Annotated in this window: 4 protein-coding genes and 1 pseudogene; 3 read left to right on the forward strand and 2 right to left on the reverse strand. The window is 65.9% G+C overall.

What is annotated here, in order from left to right; genetic code table 11:
* Together JWN68_RS05700 and nrdR are read right to left on the reverse strand one after the other, a co-directional pair.
* Positions 1–842 (reverse strand): annotated as a pseudogene (locus JWN68_RS05700) (vitamin B12-dependent ribonucleotide reductase); the annotation flags it as partial.
* A 78-nt stretch (positions 843–920) separates the two neighbouring features.
* Positions 921–1,427: a transcriptional regulator NrdR gene (gene nrdR / locus JWN68_RS05705; protein ID WP_297735945.1), complete on the reverse strand. Its 507-nt coding sequence runs from the start codon at positions 1,425–1,427 to the stop codon at positions 921–923.
* Between the two features lie 361 nt (positions 1,428–1,788).
* Here nrdR and JWN68_RS05710 point away from each other — a divergent pair, with 361 nt between their 5' ends.
* The 3 genes from JWN68_RS05710 to JWN68_RS05720 all read left to right on the forward strand — a co-directional run bounded on the left by JWN68_RS05710 (position 1,789) and on the right by JWN68_RS05720 (position 3,821).
* Positions 1,789–2,139 (forward strand): hypothetical protein, encoded by a 351-nt coding sequence (locus tag JWN68_RS05710; protein ID WP_297735948.1) that lies wholly within the window; start codon positions 1,789–1,791, stop codon positions 2,137–2,139.
* Positions 2,140–2,361: 222 nt separating this feature from the next.
* Positions 2,362–2,952 carry a DUF6318 family protein gene (locus tag JWN68_RS05715; protein ID WP_297735951.1) on the forward strand — a complete coding sequence of 197 codons (591 nt, stop codon included), beginning with the start codon at positions 2,362–2,364 and terminating at the stop codon, positions 2,950–2,952.
* A gap of 314 nt (positions 2,953–3,266) precedes the next feature.
* On the forward strand, positions 3,267–3,821 hold the full coding sequence (locus tag JWN68_RS05720; protein WP_297735953.1) for a hypothetical protein: 555 nt from the start codon (positions 3,267–3,269) through the stop codon (positions 3,819–3,821).
* Positions 3,822–3,916 lie beyond the last annotated feature (95 nt).

Raw genomic sequence — 3,916 nt, forward strand, 5'->3', positions numbered from 1 at the left:
ACGCGGACCGAGTTGTTGGCGTTCTGGTATTGCACGGACGTGATGTCCTTGCCTCCGAGGTCCATGTCGAAGCCGGCGTCGCGCAGGGCGCGGATCTTGTTCTCTTCGTTCTTCTTGGTCTCGACGAACTCCTCGATGTCGGGGTGGTCGACGTCGAGGACGACCATCTTGGCCGCCCGACGCGTCGCGCCGCCCGACTTGATGGTGCCCGCGGAGGCATCGGCGCCGCGCATGAAGGAGACCGGGCCACTCGCCGTACCGCCGCTCGAGAGCAGCTCCTTGGAGGAACGGATGCGGGAGAGGTTGAGGCCGGCACCGGAGCCGCCCTTGAAGATGAAGCCCTCTTCCTTGTACCAGTTCAGGATCGAGTCCATCGAGTCGTCGACCGAGAGGATGAAGCACGCCGAGACCTGCTGCGGGGAGGGCGTGCCGACGTTGAACCAGACAGGAGAGTTGAAGGAGAAGTACTGGTTGACCAGCAGCCAGGTGAGCTCGTGCTCGAAGATCTCGCCGTCAGCGGCGGTCTTGAAGTAGCCGTTGTCGATGCCGGCCTTCGTGTAGGTCTTCACGACCCGGTCGATGAGCTGCTTGAGGCTCCACTCACGCACGTCACTGCCGACGGCGCCACGGAAGTACTTCGTGGTGACGATCGTCGAGGCGTTGACCGACCAGAAGTCGGGGAACTCGACACCACGCTGCTCGAAGACGGTCTCGCCGGTCTTCCAGTTGGTCTGCACGACGTCGCGACGCTCCCAGTTGATGGCGTCGTAAGGGTGCGTGCCCTCCGTACTGAAGACGCGCTCCAGCGTGAGTCCGGCGCCGGTGACAGACGTCTCGGTCATGAATTCTCCTGTTGCTGCTTGTTGGGTTTGGTGTGCCCGGCACGCGGCTTCCCCACCACGTGCCGGGCAGTTCTTGGGTCAGCCAGTGGTGGCTGGTATGCCGACGGGCTCGCCGTCGGCGGTGTCGGACTGCTCGAGGCGGCGCTCGGCGCGCAGCATCTCGATCTCGTCCTCGAAGTCCTCGGCCGAGTCGAAGGCGCGGTAGACGCTCGCGAACCGGAGGTAGGCGACCTCGTCGAGCACGCGGAGCGGGCTCAGGATCGCGAGGCCGACCTCGTTGGCGTTGACCTCGGCCTGGCCGGAGACGCGGAGTGCGTCCTCGACCGCCTGGCCCAGGCAGGCCAGCTGGTCCTCGGTGACCGGGCGGCCCTTGCAGGCCTTGCGGACGCCGGCGATGGCCTTGTCGCGGGTGAAGGGCTCGCTCGCGCCGCTGCGCTTGAGGACCGTCAGCTGCATGAGCTCGACCGTGGTGACCCTCTTGTCGCAGGTGGTGCAGACGCGGCGGCGACGGATCGAGGCGCCGTCGTCGGCCACGCGGGAGTCGAGGACCCGGGTGTCGGTGCTACGGCAGTAGGGGCAGTGCATCGCGGGCCTCCTCTCGGGTGGCATTCGGGTCGGACATGGGGCGCGCTCGGGCGCGACGAAAACACCCGTCATGGGTGTCAACGCATGTGGATCGGTGGATGTTTCCTGTGGAGAACTCGGCCGAGGTTGTGCAATCGGGGGCCGGCGCCTGTGAACTAGATGTGGAGAACCACACCGGTGTAACTACTAGATGTAGTGGTTAACCTACGTCGGGTCCCGAGGGGTTGGCAAGTGGGTGACCGGCTGAGCTTCAGAACCTCGGGGACCGAATGCCAAAGTCGCAGGTCAGTGACCCAGACAATACTGACGGCGTCCTCGGGACCCCGGCGTGTCGCTGGGTCCGATCGGCCACAATGGCCGCGTGGCGACGGGGAAACGAGCAGGATCACGACGAGGCGCCAAGGCGAGCCCGTCCCTGAGCCGACCCGCGATGATCCTGGGCCTCCTCATCACGGCCTGCGTGATCGCCTGGGGCTACCTCGTCTTCCTCGCGATCGACTTCGGCACCGCCGCCCGCTCCGGTGACGCCGGGGGCTGGGGCCTGCTCGCGCTGAGCTCGTTCGGCGCGGTGGCGTGCCTGTTCGCCGGACTGCTCTTCATCTCCCGGCTGCTCCGGGAGCTCGGGATCATCGCGCCGCCTTCGGAGGAGGACGCTCCCCCATCATCGCCGCCGGCGCCTCGGACGCCGGGTGGGCGTCGCGCGGCTCGCTGAGCGCCCGTCTCGTCGTCGTCGCTCGTAGACACGCGGACCAGACTCTTAGTCCGACCTCTGCGCTGAGCGGGGCATGGCCTCGTGACGTGACCAATGTCCGCGTGTCTACGTGTCGGCAAAGTTTTCCCCAGTTCGAGATCGGGACTCGTCTCGGAGCCGACTCTCCCCTAGCGTGTTTCTCGTCCACCTCGGTCGGACTCTCTCGGGGAAGAAGGCTTTTGTATGTCGCACACGTTCGCACGCCGTTTTGCCATCGCGGCGCTGTCACTTCCGCTCCTCCTCGCCGGCTGTGCCGACGACGAACCGGTGCCGAAGGTTCAGGAGCCCACAGCGGCGCCCACGCCCGTGGCGTCGACCTCCGCTTCGCCCGCTGCGCCTGTTGAGCCCACGTTGCCTCCTGAGGCGGAGGGGAAGGGGATCGAGGCAGCAGAGGCGTTCGTGCGGCACTACTACGCGATGGTTGACCATGCTCGACGGACAGGTGACACAGCAGCGTTGCGCGAGGCCGCGCTCCCTACCTGTGCGACATGCAACGAGGTCGTCAACATCATTGACCGTATTCGCGACCGCGAGGGCTCGATCGAAGGCGGCGACCAGACAGTGCGTCGGATAGAGCTCGGCCAACTTCGGGGCGTGCCCGGCGCGGCGACCTTTCGCGGCAACGCCACGATAACGAGCACCCGGCAGGTAATCACCGGTTACGGCGACCCTTTAGTGGACGGAACATATCCGCCAGGTGACATCCGAGTCAGTGTTCTCGTTGTCAAGGGCAAGCAAGGATGGAGGTTCGCCGAATGGTTCGTCATCTCCTAGTCCTCGTGTTGAGTCTGGTGGCGATTATGGGCACCGCAACTAGTTCCCAAGCTGACGAGTCGGAAAGCCCGGATCCAGAATCCACGACATCGGGCTCTGTCCATGCCGAAGCGAATGGGCTCTCCGTTACCGCCTCGACCTCCGCTGAGGGCAGCCAGACCACGGCCGCCCAATCCACGCAACCGATCGGGAACACCGCAGAGCCGGTTGGCAAGTGGGTCAGGAGCAACGAGCCGTGCGACACGGTCGGCGCCGCGGGTTGCGTCGAGGGTTACACCTGCCCAGACGGATCAGCCCCCACGGTCTGGATGTTCATGACGGAGTTCGGTCCGGCTGGCTCGTACTCCCAATGCCCGGAGGACCCCGAGCCAACAGCAGCCACCCCGACCGTCGACATCCCCGGCGAGGTCCTGGCCGCCTTCAAGAAGGTCGACCTCCCAGCCTCGAGCATCACCGTCCAACCCCCCGGCGGCGAGACGCTGGTGAACTTCAAGACGATCCTCTCCACCCAGGCGGAGCGCCACCAGATCCAGGTACGCCTCGACAAGGTCGCCCTGAACGTCGTCCTCGAGGTCTGGCCGAGCAAGTTCGTCTGGCACCACGGAGACGGCACCTCTCAGGTGTCCGCCATCCCGGGCACACCGTGGACCGAAGGCGCCGACGTGGACGGCGACGGCTTCATCACCCACGTCTACACCAAGGAGCTCCAATCGGCGCCCGTCAGCGTCGACACCACCTGGTCGGCGCAGTTCAAGGTCGCCGGCGCCGCGGACTGGCGGCCGGTCAACGGAACGGTCTCCATCACCGGAGCACCGCTCACGCTGGACGTACGCGAAGCCAGCCCCGAGCTCGTCACCGATCCGAACTGACGAGACAGCGGTACTCCGCTGCCACCTGGTGGCAGCAAACGACCGCTGTTTCCAGAACACCGGGGTCGGGAAGCATCGGTCCGGGCTAGGTGTGG

Origin of the sequence: Nocardioides sp., assembly GCF_025964975.1 — a bacterium.
GTDB lineage: Bacteria > Actinomycetota > Actinomycetes > Propionibacteriales > Nocardioidaceae > Nocardioides.